The organism is Micromonospora sp. NPDC047644 (assembly GCF_040704315.1).
Lineage (GTDB): Bacteria > Actinomycetota > Actinomycetes > Mycobacteriales > Micromonosporaceae > Micromonospora.
Map to the genome: position 1 here is coordinate 131467 of NZ_JBEYSY010000010.1, position 22434 is coordinate 153900.

At 70.5% G+C, this 22434-nt stretch carries 15 protein-coding genes and 1 pseudogene; 6 read left to right on the top strand and 10 right to left on the bottom strand.

The window, feature by feature from the left end; genetic code table 11:
• Positions 1-56 precede the first annotated feature (56 nt).
• The 3 genes and pseudogenes from AB0877_RS18150 to AB0877_RS18160 all read left to right on the top strand — a co-directional run.
• The gene (locus AB0877_RS18150; RefSeq protein ID WP_366610024.1) at positions 57-1382 is read left to right on the top strand and encodes an AAA family ATPase; all 1326 of its coding nucleotides are present in this window, start codon (positions 57-59) and stop codon (positions 1380-1382) included.
• A 27-nt stretch (positions 1383-1409) separates the two neighbouring features.
• On the top strand, positions 1410-2426 hold the full coding sequence (locus AB0877_RS18155) for a ParB/RepB/Spo0J family partition protein (protein ID WP_366610025.1): 1017 nt from the start codon (positions 1410-1412) through the stop codon (positions 2424-2426).
• 1493 nt (positions 2427-3919) lie between these two features.
• Positions 3920-4510 (top strand): annotated as a pseudogene (locus AB0877_RS18160) (hypothetical protein); the annotation flags it as partial.
• 719 nt (positions 4511-5229) lie between these two features.
• On the opposite strand, the gene AB0877_RS18165 reads toward AB0877_RS18160, so the two are convergent.
• Both AB0877_RS18165 and AB0877_RS18170 read right to left on the bottom strand, forming a co-directional pair.
• On the bottom strand, positions 5230-6231 hold the full coding sequence (locus tag AB0877_RS18165) for a D-alanine--D-alanine ligase (RefSeq protein WP_366610026.1): 1002 nt from the start codon (positions 6229-6231) through the stop codon (positions 5230-5232).
• Positions 6232-6238: 7 nt separating this feature from the next.
• A complete protein-coding gene (locus AB0877_RS18170; RefSeq protein WP_366610027.1) occupies positions 6239-7552 on the bottom strand; it encodes a PLP-dependent aminotransferase family protein in 1314 nt (437 codons plus the stop codon).
• A gap of 293 nt (positions 7553-7845) precedes the next feature.
• Between AB0877_RS18170 and AB0877_RS18175 the strand changes: the two genes are divergently transcribed.
• Complete coding sequence (locus AB0877_RS18175) at positions 7846-8511, top strand: GNAT family N-acetyltransferase (RefSeq protein WP_355004547.1); 666 nt, start codon at positions 7846-7848, stop codon at positions 8509-8511.
• Positions 8512-8521: 10 nt separating this feature from the next.
• Here the strand turns inward: AB0877_RS18175 and AB0877_RS18180 are convergent, their stop codons facing one another.
• The 7 genes from AB0877_RS18180 to murJ form a co-directional block, all read right to left on the bottom strand.
• The gene (locus AB0877_RS18180) at positions 8522-9685 is read right to left on the bottom strand and encodes an N-acetylmuramoyl-L-alanine amidase (protein WP_366610028.1); all 1164 of its coding nucleotides are present in this window, start codon (positions 9683-9685) and stop codon (positions 8522-8524) included.
• Between the two features lie 172 nt (positions 9686-9857).
• The gene (gene trxA / locus AB0877_RS18185) at positions 9858-10181 is read right to left on the bottom strand and encodes a thioredoxin (protein ID WP_030331849.1); all 324 of its coding nucleotides are present in this window, start codon (positions 10179-10181) and stop codon (positions 9858-9860) included.
• A gap of 31 nt (positions 10182-10212) precedes the next feature.
• Positions 10213-11163 carry a thioredoxin-disulfide reductase gene (trxB, locus tag AB0877_RS18190; RefSeq protein WP_091396582.1) on the bottom strand — a complete coding sequence of 317 codons (951 nt, stop codon included), beginning with the start codon at positions 11161-11163 and terminating at the stop codon, positions 10213-10215.
• 183 nt (positions 11164-11346) lie between these two features.
• Positions 11347-12336 (bottom strand): hypothetical protein, encoded by a 990-nt coding sequence (locus AB0877_RS18195; RefSeq protein WP_366610031.1) that lies wholly within the window; start codon positions 12334-12336, stop codon positions 11347-11349.
• Positions 12333-13049: an RNA polymerase sigma factor SigM gene (gene sigM / locus AB0877_RS18200; RefSeq protein WP_366610032.1), complete on the bottom strand. Its 717-nt coding sequence runs from the start codon at positions 13047-13049 to the stop codon at positions 12333-12335. Before sigM ends, AB0877_RS18195 begins: the two co-directional genes overlap by 4 nt.
• Before the next feature lie 43 nt (positions 13050-13092).
• On the bottom strand, positions 13093-14700 hold the full coding sequence (locus AB0877_RS18205; protein WP_366610034.1) for a protein kinase: 1608 nt from the start codon (positions 14698-14700) through the stop codon (positions 13093-13095).
• 445 nt (positions 14701-15145) lie between these two features.
• Entirely contained in the window at positions 15146-16885 is a 1740-nt protein-coding gene (gene murJ, locus AB0877_RS18210; RefSeq protein WP_366610035.1) for a murein biosynthesis integral membrane protein MurJ, read from the bottom strand.
• A gap of 127 nt (positions 16886-17012) precedes the next feature.
• Here murJ and AB0877_RS18215 point away from each other — a divergent pair, with 127 nt between their 5' ends.
• Entirely contained in the window at positions 17013-18473 is a 1461-nt protein-coding gene (locus AB0877_RS18215) for a CCA tRNA nucleotidyltransferase (protein WP_366610036.1), read from the top strand.
• A gap of 217 nt (positions 18474-18690) precedes the next feature.
• Positions 18691-20769, top strand: a complete 2079-nt coding sequence (locus AB0877_RS18220) for a S8 family serine peptidase (RefSeq protein ID WP_366610037.1) — start codon at positions 18691-18693, stop codon at positions 20767-20769.
• Between the two features lie 128 nt (positions 20770-20897).
• Here the strand turns inward: AB0877_RS18220 and AB0877_RS18225 are convergent, their stop codons facing one another.
• Complete coding sequence (locus tag AB0877_RS18225; protein ID WP_366610039.1) at positions 20898-22421, bottom strand: SPFH domain-containing protein; 1524 nt, start codon at positions 22419-22421, stop codon at positions 20898-20900.
• Positions 22422-22434 lie beyond the last annotated feature (13 nt).

Below are 22434 nucleotides of genomic sequence, written 5' to 3' on the forward strand. Positions count from 1 at the left end.
TGCGGCCAAGTTGACCGGGGCGCGGACCGACCATCCGAAGCGGGCAGGGATGACAGGTGCATGACGACGGCAGGTACGACGATCCACGCGTGACCGGGTCGACCAGCGATCCCGTTTCACGTGAAACCGACTACCCGAGCTGGTCGCCCGGCGCGACCGGGCCATCTACCCGACCTACCGACGGCGATCCGCCGGCGGTGCTCGACCCGCCGCCGGGTGTCGGACGGGCGGAAGGCGCGGCCATTCCGGAGCCGGCGAGTGGTCGCCGGGCGCCGGAGGCGTCGAGCCGACCGGTCAACGCCGCCGAGGTGCGGGCGACCTCGGGCCGCCGCAACACCGCCGCAGCGGTTCGCTTCGAGCCGGCCGTTCCACACCAACCCACTGCGGCGGCCGTTCGGGACGCCGGGCCGGTGGTCGCCGACGCGCCGGTCGCTTCGACCGAGTCGCTGGCCGCCGTGGCGGCTGACCCCACGTACGTTTCACGTGAAACCCCGACGCGCGAAGAGGATGATCCACCGTTGGCTATGGAGGCGATGCGCGCCGTGCAGATCCTGAATCCCAGTGGCGAGGTGACAATGCCTCGGCCGGACCGGACCCGGGTGATGTGCGTCGCCAACCAGAAGGGTGGCGTGGGTAAGACCACCACCACCGTCAACCTTGCGGTGGCGCTCGCCCTGCACGGCAACCGGGTGCTCGTGGTCGACCTCGACCCGCAGGGCAACGCCTCGACCGGGCTCAACGTCCCACACCACACCGGAATCCCCGACGTGTACGACTGCCTGATCAACAGCGTGCCGCTGGCCGAGGTGGCGCAGGCGGTCGAGGGCATCCCCAACCTCTGGTGCGTACCCGCAACCATTGATCTGGCGGGCGCGGAGATCGAGCTGGTGTCCGTGGTGGCCCGGGAGTCACGCCTGGACCGCGCGATTGCCGCCTACCCGGGCCAGTTCGACTACGTCTTCATCGACTGCCCGCCCTCGCTCGGCCTGCTCACGGTCAACGCGCTGGTTGCCGCGCAGGAGGTGCTGATCCCGATCCAGTGCGAGTACTACGCGCTGGAGGGGCTCAACCAGCTGATCAACAACATCAATCTGGTACGCCAGCACCTCAACCCGAAGCTCGATGTCTCCACCATCCTGCTGACCATGTACGACCGACGTACCCGATTGGCCGACGCCGTCGAGCAGGACGTCCGGAACCACTTCGGCGACAAGGTTCTCCAGGCGGTCATCCCCCGCAACGTCCGGGTCTCCGAGGCACCGAGCTACGGCCAGTCGGTAATGACCTACGATCCCGGTTCGCGGGGTGCCACGAGTTACTTCGAGGCCGCCCAGGAGATCGCCGAGCGGGGCGTCAAGGAGCCGGTGGGCCGGAATGCGTAGTGCGGACGAGTCGCTGGGAGGCGTGGCATGAAGAACCGTCCTCGGGGCGGTCTGGGTAGGGGCCTGGGGGCGCTGATTCCGACCGGGCCCGCACCGGGTGCCGCTGGCACCGCGACCGCCGAGCTGGAGAACGAGCACCTGGACGACGGCGGTACCGAAGCCGTCGCCGCTGTGCCCGCCGGTACGCCGGTCCGCGAGCCGGAGCCCGTGCTGAGCCCGGTGCCTGGTGCTCGATTCGCCGAGATCCCGGTCGACGCGATCATGCCCAACCCGAAGCAGCCCCGGCAGGTCTTCGACGAGGAGGCGTTGGAGGAGCTGAAGACCTCGATCCAGGAGGTCGGCTTCCTTCAGCCCATCGTCGTTCGGCAGCTCGACGACGAGAAGTACGAACTGGTGATGGGCGAGCGGCGCTGGCGGGCCGCCCAGGCGGTGGGGCGGGAGAGCATCCCGGCGATCGTCCGGGACACCCGTGACGACGCGATGCTCCGCGACGCTCTGCTGGAGAACATCCACCGGGCCAACCTGAACCCGCTGGAGGAGGCCGCCGCCTACCAGCAACTGCTGGAGGAGTTCGGGGCCACCCACGAGGAGCTGGCCCGCCGGATCGGCCGGAGTCGCCCGCAGATCTCCAACACGATCCGACTGCTGAACCTGCCCGCACAGGTGCAGCGGCGGGTTGCCGCCGGCATCCTGTCCGCGGGGCACGCCCGCGCGCTGCTGAGCCTCGACGAGGCGGAGGCACAGGAACAGCTGGCCCTGCGGATCGTGGCCGAAGGGCTGTCGGTACGGGCGACCGAGGAGATCGTGGCCTTGGCGCTCAACGACGGGCCGGCGAAGGGGCAGGCCGCGAAGCGGCGACCTAAGGCGCACGCGCCGGCCCTGACCGATCTCGCCGATCGGCTGTCCGACCGGTTCGACACCCGTGTGAAGGTGGACATCGGCCGGAGCAAGGGCAAGATCACGATCGAGTTCGCGACGGTGGACGACCTTGAGCGGATCGTCGGGATCATCGGAGTGCAGCAGGAGGAGAGCGCGGAGGACTGACCCGCCCGATCGCCTACGGCCGCGCTACCTCACCGGGGCGCGGCCGTTCTGCATCCCGGTGTCGTCACGTTTCACGTGAAACAGGCGACGGACCTGATCCCGAGCTCCGCATGACCGTGGACCGTCCGTCGTCAATCTCAGTTCGCCCATTCGTTCGGAGGTCCCGTCCTCGGTAGGAGAAGTCGGCGGGGCTGGAGGGCTGGAGAGTCCGGTTGGTCGCGCTGTCCCGGCGGGTTCGGAAGCACGACCGGCGGAGGCGTCGGAAGGCGTGCGCGCGGGCGTTCTCCAGTCCTTCCTTGCCGGTCGGTGGGCGATGGGCCCGGTGTCGCGAGCGGCTGGTGTGGCGGGGCTGACACCGGAGGCGGCCGGCGCGGGTGGCACTCGACCGGCGGGGTGCCCGGCTGGCCGGGTGCCCGACTGGCGGTGGGCGCGCGACTGGCGGTGGACGCGCGACTGGCGGCGGCCACTGGGGAGCGCGAGCGCCGCAGGAACCTCTACACGCGTCGCAGAAGCCTCCGGGATGCTCCACCCGACCCGCAACCGCCCTGGCGTCGATCAAAGCGACAGCGTGCCGCTGAGTGGCGCGAAACAGCGCCCCCATGGTTCTCCGGTAGGGGCCCCGAACTCCGATCGCGGTCAGTTCCGCCGGAGCGGCGTCACAGTGACCTTGGCTGGCCCGCTCAGCCGCCGGACTGGGTCGCGGAGCGCGACACCGCGAGACCGCGACTGCGAGACCGCGACTGCGAGACCGAGAACGCGAGAAGCTAGGCGCACGGGCGGTGGGCCGGTACGCGCCCGCCGACCGCAGGCCCGCGTCGAGTCGGCGGTGACGGCCGGAAGCGTGAGCCCGCCCCCGGATCGTCTCGGCCGCCGGCACGCGGTTTCACGTGAAACCGAGACAGTGGGTCGCCGGTACCGGTCGATCCCGGGGTCGAGAGTGACTCGTCGAGTGGCGTGACCCCACACCCCAGACACTCGACGTCGGTGCAGCGAGGGGTTCGATCTCTGCGGCCTTCGGCGTCCGGAACATCCGGGCGTCGAGGCCCGCCAGGCAGGATCTGAGTGATGCACGTCCGCGAACGGGCCGAGCCGTCTTCGTCGATCCGTGTCGCGTGAGCCAGCGGACGGTCGTCGACGGCTCGATACCGCTCGGACGATGGCACGCGGAGCCGGTCGGAGCGCACCGTTCAATTCCGTCGCCGCTGGCGGTCGAACCCGCGAATCTGAAGGCTCGCGGACAACGACCGACTGGCCGAAAAGTTATCCACACCGGTTGTCCACAGGTGCCCCCCGTTTCACGTGAAACAGCGCGTGGGAGCGGGTGTGGGCCTGTGGATGACGGCGTGTGTTCAGGATCTCGGCAGCCTGTGGATATCGCCTCTCGGTGCCCCCGCGACCACGAGCAGCCGGCCGGCGGCGGGTACCGATCGGGTGGCCCGGGACCGCTCGATCAGGTAGGGACAGCGGTGCCAGACTCGGTTAGGGTCAGCGTCGTGCACGACAACCCTCCCTCAGTCCCGGACTTCACCCAGTGGCCGTCATTCCCCTTCGAGGGTGACCTCCACGTGAAGCAACTCGATGATCCGGTCCCGGTCGAACCGCCCCGGAAGGGCGAGGGTCTCCGGGAATGCACCGCCTGCAACGCACCCGACGACGCCTACATCTGGGTGGGCGAGCGGTGGCGGGTCCGCGCGATGGACCGGCCCACCGGCCTGCCGATGGTGCTCATCCTGGAGTCGCGCACCCACCTCGATCTCGGCGACCTGCCGAACCTGCTGGCTGCCGAGCTGGGGGTGATGACGGTACGTCTGGAGCGGGCCATCCGGTCGCTCGACGGCGTGGCACGGGTGCACGTCAATCGCTGGGGCGACGGCTCGGCTCATCTGCACATGTGGTTCCTCGCCCGTCCGTACGGTCGCCTTCAGTTGCGGGGCACGTTCCTGTCGCTGTGGGACTCGATCCTGCCGCCGATCTCCGAGGCGCAGTGGCGGGAAAATCTGGCGCTCGTCGCGGCCTGGCTCGCCGAGTTCGGTGGCCGCCCGCTCGCCGAGCCGCCCCGCATCCAGTGGCAGGCGCCGTCCAGTCTGCTGGCTCAGTCCGCTGCCGCGGACGCCGCCGCCGCGGCGGCGGCAGCCGTGGAGGCCGTCTCGGTCATCGAAGCGGCAGAGGAGATCCCGGAACCGGCAATTGACGCCACCCCTGATCCGACCGACGCCGACAGCGGCCCCGCAGCCGAACCGGTAGCGCACCCGGACGCCGGTTCCGACTCGACGACCACCGTCGCCGATCGCGCGACTGAGGACGCCGAGTCGGGCACGAACAGCGAATCCGCTCGAACGGCATCCGCCCCCGATGTGCCCGGCGTCCCGGCCACCGACACCCGGGAATCCACCACCGCGACCTCCGGCGGCGTGGCATCCACCACCGCAACATCCGGCAGCGCCGCCACGACAGCCACCGATGGACTCCACGCCGGCCTGGCGGAGATGCCCACCCAGAGGCCTCACGACGTCGGCTCGGCGGTAAAGCCCACCAGCGCGCCCCACGCTGGCTCGGCGAGCGGCAGCGCCGACGGGGCTGGTGCCGTCGACCCGGCAGCGTCCGACCCGGCCAACGAAGGAGCCGTCATCAGGAACGCCCCCGAGAAGAATGCCGGCACCCCCGGCGGAGCGGCGCGCACCGACGGCAACGACGCTCCCGACGTACGCGCGACGCACTGATCTGGATCCGACCATGAGGTTGATCCCGGCGGACCAATCTCATGGTCTTCCCGAACGGGTTGGCGAACGGGTTGGCGGATGCCTCAGTGGCGGGTGAGGCGGGCCGCTGCTCGGGCGACCAGGGTGCCGAGAAGTCGGCCGAAGTCCAGCCCGGCCGCCTGCACGGCGAGCGGAAGCAGTGACGTCTCCGTCATCCCCGGCGAGACGTTGACCTCCAGCACGTGTGGCTGGCCGTCTGCGTCGACGATCACGTCGACGCGGGAGAGATCCCGTAGACCGAGCGCAGTGTGCGCGGCGAGCGCCACGTCAGCGACAGTGGCAGCGACCTCCGGGTCCAGCCGGGCGGGGGCGTGCCAGGTGGTCCGCCCCGCGGTGTAGCGGGCGGCGTAGTCGTACACGCCGTTACGTGGCACGATCTCCACCGGCGGCAGCGCCTGCGGGCCGTCGCCCAGGTCGACGACGGAGACGGCCACATCCATGCCCGGCACGTACCGCTCCACGAGCGCGGTGGAGTAGTACGCGAAGCAGCCGACCATCGCGGCGGGCAGCGCGGCGGCGTCCCGGACCACTGCCCCGCCCAGCCCGGACCCGCCCTGCGCCGGCTTCACCATCAGGGGTACGCCCAGACGGTCGACGATCCGGTCCAGGACGGCGACCGCGCCGAGTTCGGAGAAGCGGTCGTGCGGGAGAGCCACCCAGTCGGGGGTGGGGATGCCGGCCTCGCGGAGCACCGCCTTGGCCGAGGGCTTGTCCCAGGCGACCCGGGAGGCCCGAGCGTCGCAGCCGACGTAAGGGATGTCGCACAGATCCAGCACCCCGCGCAGTGAACCGTCCTCGCCGGTCGCGCCGTGCAGCGCGATCACCACCGCGTCCGGCGGGTCGGCTGTAAGCGCCGGCAGCAGCGCCACGTCCGCGTCCCGCAGCTCGGCCTCCACTCCGACGGCGCGCAGCGCGTCGAGCACCCGACGGCCGGAGCGCAGCGACACGTCGCGTTCGTAGGAGAGCCCACCGGCCAGCACCACGACGCGCAGGTCGGCCGCGATGGCGGAATCGGTCACGAGGAGGTGCTCGGCGGTCGTAGCCATGCCGGCATCATGCCAAGTCGGGCCCGGGCACGTCGGAGCCGGCCCGGCCGCGTCGGCCGGCGGCGCCCCCCACCGCACCGAAGACCCGGCGCATCGCGATCTCCTGCTCCATCACCCCGGACAGCCGGCGGACGCCCTCGCGGATCCGCTCCGGCGGCGGGAAGCTGAAGTTGAGCCGCATGGCGTCGGTGCCGGTGCCGTCGGCGTAGAAGCCGGTGCCGGGAACGTAGGCGACCCGGGCGGCGACCGCTCGCGGCATCATGGCCTTCGAGTCGAGCCCGTCGGGCAGGCTGGCCCACACGAAGAGACCACCGGCAGGGGTGGTCCAGCTGGTGCCCTCGGGCATCAGGTCGGCCATCGCGTCGAGCAGGGCGTCGCGGCGTTCCCGGTAGACCTCGCGGTAGACCTTGAGCTGCTGCCGCCAGGGCATCGTGCTCAGATAGGTGGCCACCGCGGCCTGGGCGAAACCGCTGGGGCAGAGGATCTGCGCCTCGCTGGCGATGACCAGTTTGTCGCGCACCGCGTGCGGCGCCAGGATCCAGCCGACCCGCAGCCCGGGGGCGAAGGTCTTGGAGAAGGTGCTGAGGTAGAAGACGCCGTCGCGGCGGCGGGCCCGCAGGGGGGCCGGGGCCTCACCCTCGAACCCCAGTTGGCCGTACGGGTCGTCCTCGACGACGAGCAGGCCGGCGCGCTCGCAGATGTCGAGCACCCGTTCCCGGCGCTCCTCGCTGAGCGTCACGCCGGTCGGGTTCTGGTAGGTGGGGATCGTGTAGAGGAACTTGACCCGCTGGCCCGCGCGGGCCAGGTCGGCGATGGCCGTCTCCAGCGCCTCCGGGATCAGCCCGTCCGCATCCATCGGCACGTGGACGACCTGCGCCTGGGCGGCCTGAAACACGCCCAGCGCGCCGACGTACGTCGGCCCTTCGGCCAGCACCACGTCACCCGGGTCGAGGAAGAGCCGGGCCACCAGGTCCAGTGCCTGCTGCCCGCCCACGGTGACGACGACGTCCTCCGGGGAGGCCCCGCAGGCGGCGTCGATCCCGGAGAGCGACATCACCTCGCAGATCCGCTCGCGCAGTTCGAGGGTGCCCTGACCGATGCCGTACTGGAGGGTGGCCACGCCGTGCTCGGAACCGAGCCGGCCGAGCATCTCGCCGACCGCGTCCAGCGGAAGTGCGGCGATGTACGGGGCGCCACCGGCCAGCGAGACGACCTCCGGACGACTGGCCACCGCGAACAGTGCTCGGATCTCGGAGGCGGTCATCCCGCGTACCCGCCGGGCGTACCGGTCGGTGTAGTCGTCGAGTGTCGTGCCGGTCATGACCTCACCTCGATCGCTGCTCGAGTGGCTCCCGCCCGGGTACCCCGCACACCGCTGACCATGGCGGCGGGCACACCGATTGTCGATCCTAGTCCGCCTGGGTCGTGCTGCGCCGTACCGCAGCAGATCGACCACATTGCGGACCGTCCTCGGCGTCCCCCGTCGCGGTGGGCATTCGCGCGTCCCCTCCCGTATCGTCGATCGGCGGCGTACGATCGCTCGTCGGGGGCAGGAAAGCGGCGCTGTCGTTCCGTGCCGGTCTCACCACCGAGCCTATTGTGGGGATGCGCCATATGTCGCGACGTCTGGTCAGCCTGACCCTCGATACCTTGGAAGACCTCCCGCGCCCGTGCCGGCAGTGCGTCTACTGGGAGCTCGATCCGGTCTCCGCCGAGCGCGCCTGCGCCGCTGGCGATCCGGGCCTGGAGAAGGAGGCGTGGGTCTCCCAGACGCTGCTGGAGTGGGGCTCCTGCGGCAAGCTCGCGTACGTCGACGGCATGCCGGCCGGCTTCGTGATGTACGCCCCGCCCGCATACGTGCCCCGTTCGATGGCGTTTCCGACCTCACCGGTCTCCGCGGACGCGGCACTGTTGATGACCGCCAACGTGGTCGCCGCGTTCTCCGGCGGCGGGCTGGGCCGGATGCTGGTGCAGGGTGTCGCCCGGGATCTCACCAAGCGTGGGATCAAGGCGATCGAGGCGTTCGGCGACGCCAAGTTCGGCGACGCGGACGACCCGGCCGGCGGTTGCGTGGCCCCCGTCGACTTCTTCCTCTCCGTGGGCTTCAAGACCGTACGTCCGCATCCGCGCTTCCCCCGGTTGCGTCTTGAGCTGCGTACGGCGCTGAGCTGGAAGTCCGACGTCGAGTACGCGCTGGAGAAGCTGCTCGGGTCGATGAGCCCGGAAACCCTGCTCCGGCCGGTCCGTCCGGCCCCGGCCACCCGCTCCACCAACGGCTGACGCCGGCTGGTCAGTCCACCACGGTACCGGCGGTCACCACGGCGCGCAGTTCGCTGACGTCGAGCGATCCGGTCGGGACGTCTCGTTCGATCGGGTAGTACATCCGCTGCACAGCGGCCACGATCGCCTCCACCACCCGGTCCCGGAACCGGGGGTCGACGAGCTGGGCACGGTCCGTCGGAGAGGTGAGATAGCCGACCTCGACCCGGACGGCGGGCATCCGCGTCAGTCGCAGCAACTCCCACGTCTTGGCGTGGGTGCGGCAGTCCCGCAGCCCGGTGCGGGCGACGATCTCCCGCTGTACCAGCCCGGCCAGGCGCTCGCCGGTCGCCGAGGTCACCCCGTTGTCGGTGCCGTAGTGGTAGGTCGCCACGCCCTCCGCATCCGGGTTGGCGTGCCCGTCCAGGTGCAGCGAGATGAACACGTCGGCCCCGAGCGAGTTGGCGAGCAGGGCCCGGTCGGTGTCCGGCAGGCAACTGTCGGGCGACGGCCCCCGGGTGAGCTGCACTCGCACCCCGGAGGCGGCGAGGCGGCCCTCCAGCCGGCTGGCCAGGTCGTGCACCAGGTCCGCCTCAGTCCAGCGCAGCGAGCCGTCGGGCACGACCATCCCAGGGTCGGTGCCGCCGTGCCCCGGGTCGATGACGACGGTCTTGCCGACCAGCGCGGGCCCGGACTGGCGGATCGCGTCGGATTCGCGGAGCCACTGCGGGCGGCCACCGACCACCTTGCGGCCGATCCGGCGAAGCGCGTTCATCGTGTGCGGGCCGCAGGAGCCGTCGGGGGTGAGCCCGACCTCACGCTGGAACTGGGCCAGCGCCCGCGACGTCCGGACACCGTAGATGGCGTCCGCGCGGCCCGTGTCGTACCCCATCTCCAGCAGTCGCTCCTGCAGCGAGCGGACGTCCTCGCCGGTGAGCGGTTCGGGCACCGCGTGGTAGAGGGTGCGGGCACCGAGCCGCCAACGGGCGGCGTCCAGGGCGCGCCAGGTCTCCGCGCCGACCCGGCCGTCCACGCTGAGCCCCCGCGACTGCTGAAAAGCGCGGACCGCCCGCTCGGTGTCGAGGTCGAACTCGTCGGTGCGCGGGCCGGCGGCGGCCAGCAGGTCGAGACCGGTCAGGATGGTACGGATCTCCGTGACCGCGGGTCCCCGGTCACCGGGTCGGATCGGACGCACGCACGACCCCCTCTGCACGACACTCGCTGGCCGGGCGGCCCAGGCTTGAGGCTATGCGCTCTCCGGCGGCGAGGTGGCTGGGGCCGGGAAAAACGTCGACGGTACGGCCGGGAAGACACCGAACCCCGCACCCGACGAGCGGGTACGGGGTTCGGTGTGATGTTCTTGCTGCTCAGAGGGCCGATTCGATGAGTCGGACCAGCTCGCCCTTCGGCTTGGCGCCGGCGATCGACTGCACCGGCTGACCGTTCTTGAAGACGGTGAGGGTCGGCACCGACATCACCCGGTAGGCCCGAGCGGTCTCCGGGTTCTCGTCGATGTTGAGCTTGACGATGGTGACCTGGTCACCCATCTCCCGGGCGATCTCCTCGAGCAGCGGCGACACCTTGCGGCACGGCCCGCACCACTCCGCCCAGAAGTCCACCAGCACCGGCTTGTCGGCCTGCAGCACGTCAGCGACGAAGCTCTTGTCGGTGACCGCCTTGGTTGTTCCCACTATGCCCCTCCTCCGGGATGTGTTCCTTGTTTCAGCTGAGCGTCGCGATGAACCGCTCGGCGTCGAGCGCTGCGGCACAACCGGTGCCGGCCGCGGTGATCGCCTGACGGTAGGTGTGGTCGACCACATCGCCGGCGGCGAAGACACCGGGCACGTTGGTGCGGGTGCTCGGGGCGTGGACCTTCACGTAGCCCTCGTCGTCCAGCTCGACCTGGCCCTGGAACAGCTCGCTGCGAGGGTCGTGACCGATGGCGACGAAGACGCCTGTCACGTCCATCACCTTGGTCTCGCCGGTGTGCACGTTACGGACCCGTACGCCGGTGACCTTGCCGTCCTCGCCGAGGATCTCCTCGACGGTGCTGTTCCACTCGACCTTGATCTTCTCGTTGCTCAGCGCCCGGTCGGCCATGATCTTGCTGGCCCGGAACGAGTCGCGGCGGTGGATGATGGTCACCGACTCCGCGAAGCGGGTGAGGAACGTGGCCTCCTCCATCGCCGAGTCGCCGCCGCCGACGACCACGATCTGCTGGTTGCGGAAGAAGAAGCCGTCACAGGTGGCACACGCGGAGACGCCGTGGCCCAGGAATTCCTGCTCACCGGGCACGCCCAGCGGACGCCAGGCCGAACCGGTGGAGAGAATGATGGATCGCGCCCGGTAGGCGGTCTCGCCAACCCAGACGGTGCTCACCGCGCCGGAGCCGGCGTCGCCGGTGTCGACCAGCTCGACCCGGGTCACGTCGTCGGTGAGGAACTCGGCGCCGAACCGCTCGGCCTGCTTACGCATGTTGTCCATCAGCTCGGGGCCGAGGATGCCGTCGGCGAAGCCGGGGAAGTTCTCCACCTCGGTCGTGGTCATCAGCGCGCCACCGGACTGCACGCCCTCAATGATCAGCGGCTTCAGGTTGGCACGTGCGGCGTAGACCGCCGCTGTGTAGCCGGCCGGCCCGGAGCCGATGATGATCAGGTTGCGGACCTCGTCCACTGCCGTCTCCCGAGTTGTGTGTGTTCGGCGTCGGCGCGAGCACCGATGCCGATCCGAGTCGCCGACGCCTGGGTGGGGCCGGCAGCTGACTTCCAGAACGTCATCGTACGAACCGGGGATTCCCGAGCCGGGCATCCGGTGGGTCAGGTCACGTGGGGGGTCATCGTGCCATCGACCGTGGATTCACCCTACCCGCGCCGAATACCGGCTGTCCGCGCCGGACCCGGGCACGCCGCACTCCGGGCCGCTCACCCAGGCCCACCGGGCCCCGTTCGCGTCGGTGAAGTGGATGACCAGTGCCGGATCGCCCTGGAACCGCGCGTAGTCGACCACCTCGACCACCAGAGGGGCTGATCCGTGTTCCGCCGCGACGCTGGCCAGGCAGCTGGTCAGCGCGGCCTCGTCGGTCAGCCGGGCGAGCTGGTCCGACCCGTAGGGAGACGGACGGCGTCCACCCTCGGCATCCACGTGCGGCTCCCCGCCCGGGGTGTTGCCGGTAGCCCGACTGGCAGCCGGAGCACCCGGACCGTGGGCATTCCCGAGGGTCTGCGGGGTGTAGTTCGTACCACTGCGCAGTGCCGGGCCGGTGGTGCGGGCCGTCCCGGCCCCGGCGACGCCCTCCGGCGCGCTGGCCGGCTGGTTCATGGCGGTGCCGGCGGAGTCGTCCGACGCCCGCATCGAGAGCTGGTTGAGGCCCAGCGCGACGGCGACGACGGCGATCGTGGCGGCGGCCACGGGCGCGCCACGCCGCGCCCAGCCGCGCCGGCGGCGGCCCGGACCGGTGGACGTCCAGCGCCCGGCCGGCGTCGGAGCGGACGGTCGGCCGCGAGCCACTCCACCCTGCGCCGGTACGACCAACGGCGTGGTCGCATTGCCGCCGGTTTCGCCGGTCTCCCCGGTCGAGGCGTCGTCAGGCGGCTCTGCGGCGGCCAGCGCGGCCAGAAGGCGGTCGGTGATCGCCGAAGGCATGTCCGGGGACGGCTCGGCCCAGCGGCTCAGATCCGTCCGTACCTCGGCCACGGCGGGGGCCAACAACGCGTACGCCTCGGCCCAGGACGGGTCGGTGGAGACCAGCAGGGCGACCTCGTCCTGCTGCGGGGTGCCGTCCAACGCCCCGCCGAGGTAGTCAGCGAGGAGGTCGGAGTCGACCTCCCGGAACCCCTCGGTCGTCACGTGTCCTCCTGGTTGGCGTCCCGCCGGTACCGACCTGACCCCGATCCGACGCCCTCCACCGGGCCGGGGTTCCCCGGCGTGACGCCGGGCACGCCCGTGATCGGGGCGGTGGGGTCCGGTCGGTGCGAAGGCGTCGCCACGACGGCGGGGCGGAGATGCCCGAGCAGCACGGCCAGCCGAGCCCGCCCGCGGGCACACCGACTCTTCACCGTCCCCTCGGCGACGCCGAGGATGCGTGCCACCTCGGCGACCGGATAACCCTGTACGTCGACGAGCACCAGCGCGGCGCGTTGCTCGAGGGGCAGCGCGGCGAGCGCCTCGCGGACCACGAGCGCGGTGTCGTGGTCGGCTGCCGGCGCTGCGGGTTCGAGCCCGCCGGTGCCCGATCCGTCGTCGCCCCGGTTGCCGTCCGGCAGTGGCACCGTGGGGTGCGCCTGCCGGCGTCGGATCCGGTCCAGGCAGGCGTTGACCACGATCCGGTGCAGCCAGGTGGTGACGGCGGAGTCACCACGGAAACGGCCCGCCGCCCGATGCGCCGACAGCAGGGCGTCCTGGAGCGCGTCGGCTGCCTCCTCGCGGTCGCCGAGCGTCCGCAGGGCCACCGCCCACAGCCGGTCCCGGTGCCGGCGGAACAACTCGGCGAAGGCGTCCCGGTCTCCGGCGACGTGCGCGCGCAACAGCTCCAGGTCACTCGCGCCCGCGCGCCCGTCCATCACCACGTCCAGTGCGGGCGACGCCCGGATCGTGGCGCCCGGCTCACGACCCTTGGACCGTAATCTCCTGCACCCCCAGCTTGAACCCACCCTCGACCGGAGCCAATTCGGTGATCCAGAACAGCAGGTACTGGTATTTCGTGTCGGCGTCGAAGCCGTTGAACGTCATCGTGGTGCCGTCGTGGTCCTCGAACGGCTGGCCGATGGTGGTCTTGTAGTTCGCGACCAACTGCTTGTCACCGCTGGAGTTGGACGGCCAGGTCGTCGTGCCGGCCAGCAGTCGAGCGGACGCGTTGGTGGCAGACAGCACTGCCTGCACCGACTTGACGGTGTGCGGCTCGCCGAGGTCGATCCAGACGCCCATGCCCTTCTTCAGGTTGCCGAAGTTGGGCTTGTTGACGTACGTCTCAGTCTCCCAGCCCTTGTCCTCGTCACCGTCGATGACCTTGTCGGCGTCCTTGACCTCGCTGCGGTCCTTGCTGTCCGGGTCGATGATCCGGACATCCTTCACGGTCAGCTTGCGCGTCGCGGCGGGGGCCGGGGTGGCGTCGCCGGCCGGGGCACTGGAGGTCGGCGCGGCGACCGGGTTGGACTGCGGGTCCTCGTCGTCGCCGCCCAACGCGATGATCCCGATCAGCAGGCCGACCAGGGCGACGGCCAGCAGACCGGCGATGCCGACGGCGACCTTGCGACCCCCGGCCGCGGCCAGTGGCGACGGCTCTTCCCCAGTTTCGGCGGCGAACCGCAGCGGGCCGCTGTTGTCGAGGTAGTGCTCATCCTCGGCCGGCACGTCCAGTCGCGCCAGCTCCGCGGCCAGCACGTCGGAGGACGGCGGCGCGATCTCGGCGTCGAGCAGGTCCATGGTCAGGTCGTCCAGGTACGCCGGGACGCCCGCCCGGACCTGGCGCGGTGCCGCGATGGCACCTGCGGCATCGCGAACGGCGTCCGGGATGGCGGCGCGGCCGTGGCCGGCGGTGGCGCCGTGCAGTGGCGCCTCGGCGTGCGGCCAGGAGCCGGTCAGCGCGAAGTAGAGGATTCCGCCGACCGCCCGGATGTCGTTCTCCTGGCTGTCGGCGCCGTCGGTGCGGGCGTCGGCCAGGACCACCCGACCCTCATCGCTGATCATGACGGTGCCGGGGTGGACGTTGCCGTGCACCATGCCGGTGGCGTGCACCGCGGCGAGCGCGCTCGCGACGGCGTTGCCGATCGCGGTGGCCCGAGCCGGGTCGAGCGGGCCGTCGGTCGTCAGGTCCCGCAGGGACTGCCCGTCGACCCACTCGCGCACCACGTACGCCCGGTCGGCCTCGTCGATCGCGTCGTAGACGCCGACCAGGTTGGGGTGGATGACCCGGCTGGCCGCGACAGCGGCCTGAAGCATCTCGGTGGCGGAGTCGCCACCCGGGTAACGCAGCACGACGGCAACGGGACGGCGCAGGATGACGTCGACCCCGCGCCAGACCAGCCGACCCGCGCTGTCGTTGTTGATGTGCTCAACCAGTTCGTACCGCTCGGCGAGGACTTCACCGGCCGTGGGAGCACCGAAGGTCATGACCGGAGGAGCGCTTTCGTCTGCCTCCTGACCCTCGCCGACCTGGGTCACCCGTCCTCCCTCGGTGATCGTGTCGATCGATGAACCCGAACTGCTGGGCATGTGGCTTCCCGCTCTGCCGTTGAAGGAACCGGCCGACCGGTGTCGACGCCCAGCGTCGGCCCCTGCCGTACCCGTCGAGAGCGACCTTACCCGGGTTGCCCGTCTCTCCGACATGTCATCTTCCCGCCGCACCTGGCGGGGTTCCGGCTGTCGAAGAACTCGTCCGGTTACGACCGTTGTCAGCCACGTTGCTGGCACATGTACTAGCTAATCTACGGCTTGACCGCAAGCGACCGACGCCGGGGCTGGACTGGCGTGGCGCTCGCGCTGCCTCGTATGTTCCCACCGATCGGGTCGCCACCCTCAGCCGTACGGTTGGTTATCCACAGGCCGAAGCGGCTGCTGACCGGCGAATCGCGGGGTTATCCACAGGCGCATCCCCAGCCTGGTGATCCGTAGTCACATTCCGTATCAGTGCCAACTTGTTGTAATCGGATGCGGACTTTCAGCGACCGAGGCGGCGGCGAACCATCCCGACCACCTCGGTGATCTCCCCGATCCGCAGCAGCATGGCCAGACCCAGATAGGTCCCGCCGATCACCACGCCGCCGACCACGAGCTGGGTTGCCGCCTCGAACCAGCTCGGCTCGTCGCCCCCGGGCAGCAGAGTGATCACCAACCAGCCGACCAGTGCCGCGCCGAGTGCGGCCACCACGACCCGGCCGAGGGTTCGCATGATGACGCCCAGGCCGATCCGGCCGACCCGGGGCCGGAGCAACCAGGCGGACGCCACCGCCGCCGCCACGTAGGAGACCGCGTTGCCGATCATCATTCCGGCCGCCGCGAAGTGCGCGGCGAACGCGGCGAACAGCACGATCTGTACGCCGACCCGCAGCGCCACCACCGGAATGTTGATCAGAGCCGGGGTGCGGGTGTCCGGCAGGGCGTAGAAGGCAAACGTGAAGAGCTGGCTGATCGCGAACGGCACCAGCGCGATCGCGGCGAACAGCAGCACGGTGGACGTGGCTGACGCGTTCTCCGCGCTGAACGCCCCGTACCGGAAGACGACCACCGAGATCGGGATGGACAGCACCGCGTAGCAGACCGCGATCGGCGCGAGCACCGCCGACACCATCCGGACACCCCGGGAAAGGTCCGCGGTGACGTCGTGGAACCGCCCGTCGGCTGCGGCGGCCGCCATCCGGGGCATTAGCGCGGTGATGATCGAGACGGCGATAATGCCGTGCGCCATCATCAGCAGCAGGAAGACGTTGTTGTAGATCAGGATGCCGGCCTGGTCCGTGCCCGCCGCCCGGGTGAGGAGATTGACCACCACGAAGAGGCCGAGCTGGTTGACCGCCACGTAGCAGAACATCCAGGCCCCGAGCTTGGCCAGCTCGCGCAGCCCCAGCTCACGGAAGTCGAACCGCCACCGCCACCGGAAGCCGACCTTGCGCAGCGCCGGCAGGAGACCGGCGGTCTGCACCGCCACGCCGAGCAGGGTGCCGCCACCGACCAGCAGGATCCGACCGGTGCCCACCTCCGACGGCTGCAGTCCCTTCGCCCCGTAGACCAGGATGTAGAGACCGAAGACTCCGATCACCACCAGGTTGTTGAGGATGGGGGCCCACATCGGCGCGGCGAAGTGGCCTCGGGTGTTCAACACCGCTGCGATCAACGCGCTGACGCCGGTGAAGAACAGCATCGGCAGGATCAGCCACGACAGCCGGGTGATCAGCGTGGTGTAGGCCTCGTCCTTGCCACTGGCGTAGATGGCTGTCAGCCAGGACGCCGATGCCACGGCGATCAGGGCCGCCACCGCCAGCGCCAGCACCGCGAGGCTGAGCAACCGTTGGGCGTACGCCTCGCCCCGGTCCGCGTCGCTCTTGCGCCGACGGACCAGCACCGGGATCAGCACACTGGTCAGCACCCCGCCGAGCAGGAACTCGTACACCTGGTTGGGGAGGAAGATGGCAGTCGTGTAGGCGTTGCCGATCAGGTTGCCGAGGGCGGCGCCGATCATCAGGTTCCGGATGAAGCCGGTGCCCCGGCTCACCAGACTGCCGATGGCCATGACCGCGCTGTTGGCGGCGGCGCTGGTCTCGCCGACGACCTCGGGCGGGGGTGCCGTCGCCTCCACCGCAGGCTGGTTCAGCGGCTCCGCGGAGATGAAGACCGCCCCGTCAGCCGGCGGCACGTTACCGTCCGGCGTGGCGTTGGCGCTGCGGTAGAGCCCGCCGCTCATCTCCAGCCTCCCAGGGGTACGTCGAGTCGGACACCGACCCGCACGCCACAGACCATAGTCAACCCCCACCCCGTTACCCGCGCCCGGCGGATCGGATCACACCTGGGCCCGATAAGCTGGCGATCCCATGTCCGAAGCCTCCGCTCCTCACGCCGCCGACCGCCGCGAACTCACCGCCGCGCAGCGCAACGCCGTCGCCGAACTGCTCCGGGTGTCCCCGGTCGCCGACGAGTTGGGCCGTCGCTTCGTCCGCGCCGGTCACGAGTTGCACCTGGTGGGCGGTTCGGTGCGGGATGCCCTGCTCGGTCGACTCGGGGACGACCTCGACTTCTGCACCGACGCGCACCCCGACGAGACCCTGCGGATCATCAAGGGCTGGGCCGAGTCGATCTGGGAGACCGGTCGGGAGTTCGGCACCATCGGCGCTCAGCGCGACGGCCTCCGACTGGAGATCACCACCTTCCGCGCGGAGTCGTACGACCAGGTCAGCCGCAACCCGGTGGTCGTGTACGGCACCAGCCTCGACGAGGACCTGAAGCGGCGCGACTTCACGATCAACGCGATGGCGGTCAGCCTGCCGGACCACCGGTTCACCGACCCCCACGGTGGGCTGGACGATCTCTCCGCCAAGGTGATCCGTACCCCCAGCACGCCGGGCGAGTCGTTCGGCGACGACCCGCTGCGGATGCTGCGGGCCGCCCGGTTCGCCGCCCAGCTGCGTTTCGCCGTGCACCCCGCCGTGCACCTGGCGATGACCGAGATGGCCGCCGACCTGGACCGGATCACTGCCGAGCGGATCCGCGACGAGTTCACCAAGCTGCTCTGCGGCGTGGACCCGATCACCGGGCTGCGGCTGCTGGTCGACACCGGGCTGGCCGAGCGGTTCCTGCCGGAGCTGACCGGGCTGAAGCTGGAGATCGACGAGCACGCCCAGCACAAGGACGTCTACGAGCACACGTTGACGGTCGTCGAGAACGCGGTCTCCTACGAGGAGGAGGGCTGCGACTTCATCCTGCGGATGGCCGCCCTCCTGCACGACGTGGGCAAGCCGGCGACGAAGGCGGTCGGGTCCGACGGTCGGGTCAGCTTCCACCACCACGAGGTGGTCGGCGCCCGGTTGACCAAGGCCCGGATGAAGGCGATGCGCTACCCCAAGGACGTCACCGCGCAGGTGACCGCGCTGGTCGCGCTGCACCTGCGCTTCTACGGGTACGGGCGGGGCGAGTGGACCGACTCGGCGGTACGCCGCTACGTCGCCGACGCCGGCGACCTGCTGCCCCGACTGCACAAGCTGACCCGCTCCGACTGCACGACCCGCAACCGGCGCAAGGCCGCCCAGCTCGCGGCGGACTACGACGCGCTGGAGGATCGGATCGCCCGGATCGCGGCCGAGGAGGACCTGGCACGGGTCCGACCCGACCTGGACGGCAACGCGATCATGGAGCTGCTCGGCGTACCGCCGGGACCGGTGGTCGGGCGGGCCTGGAAACACCTCAAGGAGCAACGCCTCGAACAGGGTCCGCTGGACCGCGACGCCGCCGAGGCGGAGCTGCTGCGCTGGGCCCGCGCCGAGGGCATCGTCGGCTGACGCGCTGTCCGATCGACGACGAAACGCGAGCGGATCGACCGAATGGCTGAGGTGTATCGCTTTCATCGTCGTCCATGATGGCTGGGCGTCCGTCGGCTACCGGTGCACTGACACCGCCGCCGACCCCACCGCCCGTCCGGCCGTCCGGATTGGACGGGCGACGATCAAACGGGGAGATCACCTAGTGAAACGCCGTGGCGTGATACGCCGCTCGGCGGTGGCGAGCGTTGCTCTCGCCTCCGCAACCATCATCGTCACCGCTGCGACCGGTGGGGCCGCCATGGCCGAGCCGACCGCTCCGTTGGCCCCGAAGCCCGCCAGCAAGTTGACCGCCCCCAAGGCGGACGGCCGGTTGGCCAAGGCCAAGCCCGCCGAGGTCGTACCGGATCGCTACATCGTGGTCCTCAAGGACAAGAAGACCACGCCCGCCAAGATCAAGGCCGCCGCATCGGCGCTGGCCAAGGAGAACGGCGGCAGCGTCCGCCGGCTCTACGGCAGCGCCGTCAACGGCTACTCCGCCGCCATGACGGCGAAGCAGGCCGGCCGGCTGGCCGCCGACCCGGATGTCGCGTCCGTGGAGCCGGTGGTTCGCATCCGGGCGAGCGGAACGCAGGTCTCGCCTCCCTCCTGGGGCCTGGACCGGATCGATCAGGTGTCGCCCTCACTGGATGGCAACTACACCTACCCAACCAACGGTGCCTCGGTGAGGGCGTACATCATCGACACCGGCATCGACATCAGTCACAGCGATTTCGGTGGCCGTGCCTCGTACGGTTACGACGCGATCGACCGGGACAATGTGGCGCAGGACTGCAACGGTCACGGCACGCACGTGGCGGGCACCGTCGGCGGAGCGAAGTACGGCGTGGCCAAGGTCGTCGACCTGGTCGCCGTCCGGGTCCTCGACTGCGAGGGTTTCGGCACCACCGAGGAGGTCGTGGCCGGGGTCGACTGGGTGACCGCCAACGCGCAGAAGCCGGCCGTGGTCAACATGAGCATCGGTGGGGTCGAGGAGGAGGACTCTCCCGCGCTCTCCAACGCGGTCACCAACTCCATCGCCACCGGTCTCACCTACGCGGTGGCCGCCGGCAACGAAGCGGATGACGCTTGCTACTTCACCCCGGCCAGGGTGTCGGGGGCGATCACCGTCGGAGCCACCGACAGGTTCGACCGTCGGGCCTCGACCGAGTACTTCGATTCCAACTATGGTCCGTGTGTCGACGTCTGGGCTCCGGGCGTGGACATCGTCTCGGCGGCGAGCGGGACCACCAACGGCTCGGTGGCCTTCAGCGGAACCTCGATGGCGTCGCCGCACGTGGCCGGTGCCGCTGCGCTGCTGCTCCAGTCGAACCCGACGTGGTCCCCGAACCAGGTGCGCAACGCGATCGTGACCCGGGGGCTCGCCGGCGCTGTGTTGAACCCGCAGGGTGGGGTGGACCGTCTGCTCAACGTCGCGGCGGCCCTGTCTCCCACTCGCTACGCGCACGGTCTGCTGGCGCGTTCCAACGGCTATTTCGTCTCGGCTGACGGTGCGGGCAGCAAGCCGCTGGCCTCCGTCGGCCCGGTGCTGGGCGGCTGGGAGAAGCTCGACATCGTCGAGGCCGGCAACGGCCTGGTCGCGCTGCGGGCGAACGTCAACGGTAAGTACGTCAGCGCCAACGGTGCCGGCAGCAAGCCACTGATCGCCGCTGCCGCGTCGGTGAGCACCTGGGAGAGGTTCCAGCTTGTTCACAACATCGACGGCACCGTGAGCCTGAAGGCCACTGTCAACAACAAGTACGTCAGTGCCCCCAGCAACGGTGGTCCGCTGATCGCCAGCGCGACGAACGCCAGCACCTGGGAGAAGTTCGACCTCGAGACGAACCTGATCGTCAGCTTCAAGTCATCCGCCAGCGGCAAGTACGTCTCCGCTGACGGTGCCGGCAGCAAGCCGCTGATCCCGGTGGCCACGACGGCCAGCACCTGGGAGAAGTTCGAGCTGTACGATCTGGACTACTCCGGCTACTTCGGCCTGCGTTCGATGGCCAACAACAAGTTCGTCTCGGCTGACGGTGCGGGCAGCAAGCCGCTGATCGCCTCGGCCGCCGGAATCAATGCCTGGGAGGCTTTCAACTTCTGGCACCGCGGTGTCGGGACCACCGACAGGTCGGGCTGGATCTACGCGAACGTCGACGGACAGGCGGTCAGTGCCGGCAGCGCCGGCACCAGCCAGCTGATCCCGAACAAGGACTTCGACTTCTGGAGCCCGGACTTCGGCCTGTCGGCGGGCGAGCGTTTCGTGATGAACCTCGGCTGAACCAACCACGGAAGCACCACCGGCGCCCGCTGGCACCCCCTCCCTCGGGAGGCGGTGCCGGCGGGCGCCGGCCGTTGGTGGGTGATCCGTGCCGGTCAGCGCCCTGACGGTCGGCCGGGCGTGCGCGCTCAGCGTGAGACGGTGCTGTCGTCCACAGTGTCGACCCCGGTGACCGGCGCGGTGGCATCGCTCCGCCCGGCACCCAGCCGGGCCAGCAGGCCGGGCAGGTCGATCCCGGTGAGGTCGCTGCCGAGCTGGAGCCCCTGGGCCACGTTGCCGGCAACCGACTTCGTCAGCGACGACGCGCCGTCGGTGGAGATGACCGTCATCTTGTCGATCGCCCCGATCGGGGCACTGGCCGCCTCGACGACCTGCGGCAGCACCTTGACCAGCAGGTCCAGCACGGCCGCCTCGCCGTACGCGGCGAACGCCTCGGCCTTGCGCGCCATCGCGTCGGCCTCGGCCTCACCCTTGGCGAGGATGGCCGCGGCCTCGGCCTGGCCCTCGCGCTCCACCGCCTCGGCGATGGCGGAGCGTCGCCGCTGCTCGGCCTCACCCTCCTTGGCACCCTCGATCGCGTTGGCCTCGGCGAGCGCGGCCCGCCGGGCCCGCTCACCCTCACCGGTGAGGCGGGCCTGCTCGGCGGAGGCCTGCGCCGCCGCGATGACGGACTGGCGCTGCGCGTCCGCGTGCAGCACCGCCGCGTTGCGGGACGCCTCGGCCTCCTGCTCCACCTTGTACCGGGCCGCGTCGGCCGGCTTGCGAACCTCGGTGTCGAGTTGGCGCTGCTTGAGTTCGGCGTTGCGCTCGGCCACCTTCTGCTGCTCGGAGAGGATCGCCTGGTCCCGCTCGGCCTGGGCGAGCGGTCCGGCCGCCGCGGACTTTGCCTTCGCCGCGTCGATCTCGGCCTGGATACCGGCCTGCTTGAGGGCCAGGTTCCGGTTCGCCTCGGCGATGGCCTCCTCGGCGAGCAGGCGCTCCTGCTCGGCCTGCTGCCGGGCCCGCGCCTCGGCGATCGCCGCGTCCTTGAGCACCCGGGCGGCCTCGGGCCGACCCAGGTCCTGGAGGTAGGAGCCTTCGGCGAGGATGTCCTGGAGCTGGAAGGTGTCCAACACCAGACCCTGGTTGGTCATCGAGTGTTCGGCCTCCTCGGCCACGGCGCTGGCGAACGCCGCCCGGTCCCGGATGACCTCCTCGACGGTGAGCCGGCCGACGATCGAGCGCAGCGCGCCGGCCAGCACCTCGCGGGTGAAGTTGTCGATCTCGTCCTGCTGGTGCAGGAACCGCTGGGCGGCGGCCCGGATCGCATCCTCGGTCCCGCCGACCTTGACGATCGCCACGCCGTGCAGATCGGCGCGGATGCCCTGCTTGCTCACCGCGCCGCGGATCCCGACGTCGATCCGCCGGCTGGACAGATCCAGCGACTGGAGCTTCTGCACCACCGGCAGCACGAAGACGGACGCGCCCAGCACGACCTTCTGCCCGGAGGTGTCGGTGGATCGCCCGCCGTCGGCGGTCTGCGTGGTGCGGCCCTTGCGACCGGTGACGATGAACGCCTCGTTCGGGCCGGCCACCTTGATCCGGGAGAGCACGAAGAACACCAGGATGAGCACGAGGAGGACCGCGCCACCGATGGCGATGAGTAGGGCCATATGGAAGGTCCCG